This is a genomic window from Candidatus Rokuibacteriota bacterium, from assembly GCA_030647435.1.
Taxonomy (GTDB): Bacteria; Methylomirabilota; Methylomirabilia; order Rokubacteriales; family CSP1-6; genus AR37.
On sequence record JAUSJX010000164.1, the window covers coordinates 1 to 5321 of the forward strand.

The 5321-nt window shown below is 66.8% G+C and carries 4 protein-coding genes; 3 read left to right on the forward strand and 1 reads right to left on the reverse strand.

All coding sequences use genetic code 11. From position 1 onward, the window contains the following. Nucleotides 1-152 precede the first annotated feature (152 nt). Complete coding sequence (locus Q7W02_27935; GenBank protein ID MDO8479957.1) at nucleotides 153-341, reverse strand: hypothetical protein; 189 nt, start codon at nucleotides 339-341, stop codon at nucleotides 153-155. 28 nt (nucleotides 342-369) lie between these two features. Between Q7W02_27935 and Q7W02_27940 the strand changes: the two genes are divergently transcribed. The 3 genes from Q7W02_27940 (at nucleotide 370) to Q7W02_27950 (ending at nucleotide 3853) form a co-directional block, all read left to right on the forward strand. Further along, nucleotides 370-1278: a DMT family transporter gene (locus Q7W02_27940; GenBank protein ID MDO8479958.1), complete on the forward strand. Its 909-nt coding sequence runs from the start codon at nucleotides 370-372 to the stop codon at nucleotides 1276-1278. A gap of 9 nt (nucleotides 1279-1287) precedes the next feature. Then, nucleotides 1288-3009 carry an NAD+ synthase gene (locus tag Q7W02_27945; GenBank protein ID MDO8479959.1) on the forward strand — a complete coding sequence of 574 codons (1722 nt, stop codon included), beginning with the start codon at nucleotides 1288-1290 and terminating at the stop codon, nucleotides 3007-3009. 256 nt (nucleotides 3010-3265) lie between these two features. Further along, complete coding sequence (locus Q7W02_27950; GenBank protein MDO8479960.1) at nucleotides 3266-3853, forward strand: transposase zinc-binding domain-containing protein; 588 nt, start codon at nucleotides 3266-3268, stop codon at nucleotides 3851-3853. Nucleotides 3854-5321 lie beyond the last annotated feature (1468 nt).

The following is a 5321-nucleotide window of genomic DNA, read 5'->3' on the forward strand; positions in this document are numbered from 1 at the left end:
GAGGCCGAACCTCAAACAGAAACAAGCGCTCGATCTGATCGAGACGATCAACGCGTAGTCAGAAAACCAACATCGTCGGAGACCGCAAATGCATAATCCGACAGGATAATCACGCTGGAAGAAGGAAGGAACTTCAGTCTAGCCTGCCGGGGCTAGTCGGTTTCGGGGCGTTCCTCGGTGACCTGGCACTGCGTGCACACCCAGGTGCGCACGGGTGTCACGCGCTTGGGGTCGCGGCGGAGGGTCCAGGGGATGAGCCCGATGGCGCCGCAGCGCGGACAGCGCTCCGCCTTCTGGCCGGGGTGCAGCTCCGACGGAAGCCACGGGATCTTGGAGTTCATGCCCGTGATTCTACGCTAAGCTCTCCGGGTGCCGGTCGCCTACCTCGTCCTCCTTGTCGGCAACGCGGTCTACGGAACGAGCTACGTGGCGACCCGCGTGGTCCTCCAGGACGTCGGCCCGGGGACGCTCGCGCTGGTTCGGCTCGCGATCGGCGCCCTCATCATTGTGCCGCTGGCGCTCAGCAGGGTGCCGCTGGCGCTCGGCAGGCGGCCGACCGGCGACCGGCTCTCGCGCGGCGATCACTGGAAGGTGTTCTGGATGGGCCTGCTCGGGTTCGCCGGAGCCTTCGCCTTCGGCAACTGGGGTATCGCGCACTCGACGGCCACCAACGCGGCGCTCTTGATCACGGTCGAGCCGGTCGCCCTCATCCTCCTGTCGCCGTTCTTCCTGGGCGAGCGCCTCTCGCGCCGCGAGAAGCTGGGCGCGCTGCTGACCCTCATCGGCGCAACGCTCGTCGTGGTCAACGGCGTCCCGGGGGTGAGCGTGGCGCTCCTGCCCCACTGGCGCGGGGACATCCTGCTCGTGCTCTCCGGGCTGTCCTACGCCGCGTATTCGCTGATCGGGCGGGGCGTGCTTTCCCGTCACGCCGCGCTGCCCGTCACCGCGTGGTCGATTCTTTGGGGCGTCGCCGCCATGACGCCGCTGGCCGGCCTCGAGTGGCTGAGCGGGCACCGCCCGGCGTGGAGCGCGACGGCGCTCTGGGGCACGGCCTATCTCGCGCTGGTGGTCACGGCTCTCGGCTACCTCGTATGGAACTACGCGCTCGAGCGCGTCGAGGCGCCGCGCCTGGCGCTCTTCATCAATGTCCAGCCGGTGGTAGGCGCGCTGCTCGGCGTCTGGTGGCTTCGCGAGCCGCTGACCGTGTTCATCGTCGCGGGGGGCGTGCTGGTCCTGCTCGGCCTGCACATCGCGGTCCGGGCGGGGCGCATGGTTTAGAATACGGTCATGAGACGGGTGCGGGTGGGGCTGGCCCAGGTCAACCCGACGGTGGGCGCCATCGAGGCCAACGCGCGGCTCGTGGTGGACTGGATGGGGCGGGCGAGGGCCGCGGGTTGTGACATCGTGGCCTTCCCCGAGTTGACGCTCACCGGCTACCCGCCGGAAGACCTCCTCTTCAAGCCCGCCTTCATCGAGGCCAACCTGCGGGCGCTGGCCGACGTGGCCAAACAGAGCCGCGGGCTGACTGCGGTCCTCGGCTTCGTCGACAAGCGCGACGACATTTTCAATGCGGCGGCGGTGCTCCACGACGGCGCCCACGCGGGCACCTACCACAAGCAGTACCTGCCGAACTACGGCGTCTTCGACGAGAACCGCTACTTCCAGTCCGGCACCGAATCGCCGGTCTTTATGCTGGGCGAGACGACCATGGGCGCCAACATCTGCGAGGACATCTGGTACCCGACGGGACCGACGACGCTGCAGGCGCTGGCGGGGGCCGAGCTGGTCGTCACCATCAACGCCTCGCCGTACCACGTGGGCAAGGCGCAGTTCCGGGAGAAGATGCTCGCGACGCGGGCCACCGACGACATCGTCTGCCTCGCCTTCGTCAATACGGTCGGAGGCCAGGACGAGCTCATCTTCGACGGCAACTCCCTCATCTTCAACGAGAAGGGCGAGCCGATCGCCCGGGGCAGAGCGTTCGAGGAAGACCTCGTGGTCGCCGACATCGATCTCGACCAGGTCTTCCGCGCCCGCATGCACGACTCGCGGCGCCGGAAGGAGAAGCTGCGGAGCCAGCCGGCGGCGAGGCGGATCTCGCTGCCGGCGCTGCCGCAGACGGACAAGCCCAAGCTGCCGGTCCACGAGGTCGAGGCGCTCGAGATCATCGAGGAGGTCTACCGCGCCCTCGTGCTCGGCACGCGGGACTACGTCACCAAGAACGGCTTCAAGCGCGTCGTGATCGGCCTGTCCGGCGGCATCGACTCCTCGATCGTCGCGGCCATCGCCGTGGACGCCCTCGGCGCGGCGAATGTCACCGGCGTGACGATGCCGTCGCCCTACTCCTCGGCCGGAACTCGGGGCGACGCCGCCCGGCTCGCCAAGAACCTCGGCATCGATCTCCTGCGGGTGCCCATCACGCGGGTTCTCAAGGCGTACAAGGCCGCGCTCGCCGGGGCGTTCAAGGGGCTCAAGGAGGACGTGACCGAGGAGAACATCCAGGCGCGCATCCGGGGCAACTACCTGATGGCGCTGTCCAACAAGTTCGGCTGGCTCGTGCTCAACACCGGCAACAAGAGCGAGATCGCCGTCGGCTACACGACGCTCTACGGCGACATGGCGGGCGGCTTCGCGGTCATCAAGGACTGCCCGAAGATGCTGGTGTACAAGCTGTCGGAACACGCCAACGCGCGGGCCGGCCGCGAGCTGATCCCGAAGGCCGTCTTCGCCAGGCCGCCGTCGGCCGAGCTTCGCCCGGACCAGACCGACCAGGACACGCTGCCTCCGTACGCGGTGCTCGACGCCATCCTGGAATGCTACGTCGAGAGCGACCAGGGTGTGGCCGACATCGTGGCGCGGGGCTTCGACGCGCCCACGGTCAAGCGCGTCATCGCCATGGTGGACCGGAACGAGTACAAGCGTCGCCAGGGCGCCATCGGGATCAAGATCACGCCGCGCGCCTTCGGCAAGGACTGGCGCCTCCCGATCGTAAACAAATTCCGGGAGTAGCCCGAGCCTGTAGGTCTGCGGCTGGGGCCGGCGGGCGGTGGAGGACCATCCAGCTCCGGCCAGACGCCAAGGACACCCAGACCACCGCCCTCCCCGGGTCACACCACGCGATCGGCGAGCGCAAGGCTGCCCGCCCCACCGTTCTGGAACGTAGACTCACCGCTGGCAGCGGTCCGGCCACCGTCGTCCCCACCCGGTTCGGTGTATCCCTCTCTCAGCATTGTCCCGGTCGGTGCCTTAACCCCACCTGGGGGCCATGGCCCTCCAGCGCGCGGTCTACCGGCCCCGTGACGCCGAGCACACCGTGCTCCACCAGGTCATCGCCGAGCACCTGGAGGTCTTCCTGCGCGCGGTGGCGGAGGCCGGCCACGGGGCGGGCTTGCCGCAGTTCGTCGAGCGCGAGTTCCGGGCGTTCCTGCTGTGTGGCGTGTTCGAGGCCGGCGTGGCGCGGTTTCGGTGCGAGGGCTGCGCCCGCGAGCACCGGGTGCCGTTTTCGTGCAAAGGCCGGGCGTGGTGTCCGAGCTGTGGGGGCCGGCGGATGACCGAGCGGGCCGCGCATCTGGTGGACGCGGTGCTGCCGTGGGTGCCGGTGCGGCAGTGGGTCCTGACGGTGCCGTATCGGCTCCGGTACCAGATGGCGTGGAATTACGGGCTGAGCCGCGCGGTGCTGCGGGTGTACACGCGCGTGCTGCTCGACGTCTACGCGCGCGGCGTGCCGGGTGGACGCACCGGCAGCGTCACCGTGATGCAGCGCTCAGGCAGCGGGTTGAACGTGAACCTTCACTTTCACCCCCTTTATCAAAGAGTGGACGCTGACGGCTCGCCAAGGGCCGAGGTATCCTAGCGCGGTGATCGGAGCTATTATCCCGTCATGCCATGGCGTGCCAAGTGCTACGAGTGCGGACAGGAGGCAGGGATCTCCCGGCCGGTCTTCGAGACGTTCTCCTCGTTTGCTGTAGTTGTAGAGGGTGAGCGGTACGATCTCCAGAGCGCGAAAGCATTCTACGCGACCCATTCGCGTAGCGCGACCGACACCCGTCCATGCTCAGGAGTCGGAAAGGCCGTTCCGAAGTACCAAATGCGGGAAGCCTTCTCGACGACACCCGATGAGGACCCACCGGAGCTGGACCACCGAGGCATCCGTCGATAGGGCGGCCCTCAGGAGGGAGGACAGTCTGAATGATTACAGGGAGGATCATCCTGTGCCACTGGTGCTTGCGGCGATCGTCGCGCTGTTGTTCTTGAGTGGCTGTGCAACACAACCGATTCTCTTGAAACATCCGGTCACCGGTCAGACCGCGCAATGCGGTCCGTACACGAACATGCATCCAATCTTTCCGGCTGCGTCCCCCCACTGGAAGGTTGAGCGAGAGTGTATCAATGACTTTCAGCGGCAAGGCTACGAGCGCGTGTCAGTGACGCCGTGAACGGCGAACGCAAGATCGCGTCCGCCTTACCGGAGGAACAACCGATGAGAAGACGCTGGCCGTCAATCGTGGTCGCTATGCTCTGCGCCCCTGCTCGCCTCCTCCGCGTCGGCCTCCGCCGAGTGCGCGTGGGTGCTGTGGGAGCAAACCGAATACTACAAGGACCGCAAGATGGTCTGGAAGATAGAAGACGCCTACGCAACACAGAAGGATTGTGCGACCGGTTTACGCGCAACGTATCGGGAAGCAGAACCTACCTACGGCGTGGGGAAGGGCGATAAGGTGACGTACCACGGCAAGGACAGATATTCCGTATCGTGGACGCGGGAGGGCGAGCGGGACGAGCTAATGTGGACCACGCGACTATGTGCCTTCCGTCCGCTACCGACCCGAGGCCCCGCTGAGAGAAAGGAGCGGAGGTCATGATAACGGTCAGAAAAGGGAATGCCCGGAACCGAGGTCCATGCATGGGGTGCCTCAAGAAACGTGGCAGGGTCTGGAGGGTGAGGGCTGAGGTAAAGCATGGCGCGGCGTGGCTGACAGAGGAGGTGTTACGGCTATGCGCCAGTTGCGCTCGCGAACTGGCGCAAGAGCTGCCGCGCTAGCCCAACTTCCGCAGTTCGAGCGGCGCGCCCCCGGGTTTCGGGCCGCGCCGGGGTGTAAGTGCGAGCCGCGGCACACCGGGGACCGGCACGGCGCGTGTAGTGCCGACCAAGTGCATTGACTTGCGCGCGCGGCCAAGCGCATACACTGGACAATGTACCTGCGCCATACGACGCGGCGGAAGGACGGCAAGGTCCACCGCTACTGGCGGCTGGTCCGCTCCGTGCGCGTGGGCAGCAAGGTCGTGCAGCACACCGTTGCGCAGCTCGGGGAACTGGACGC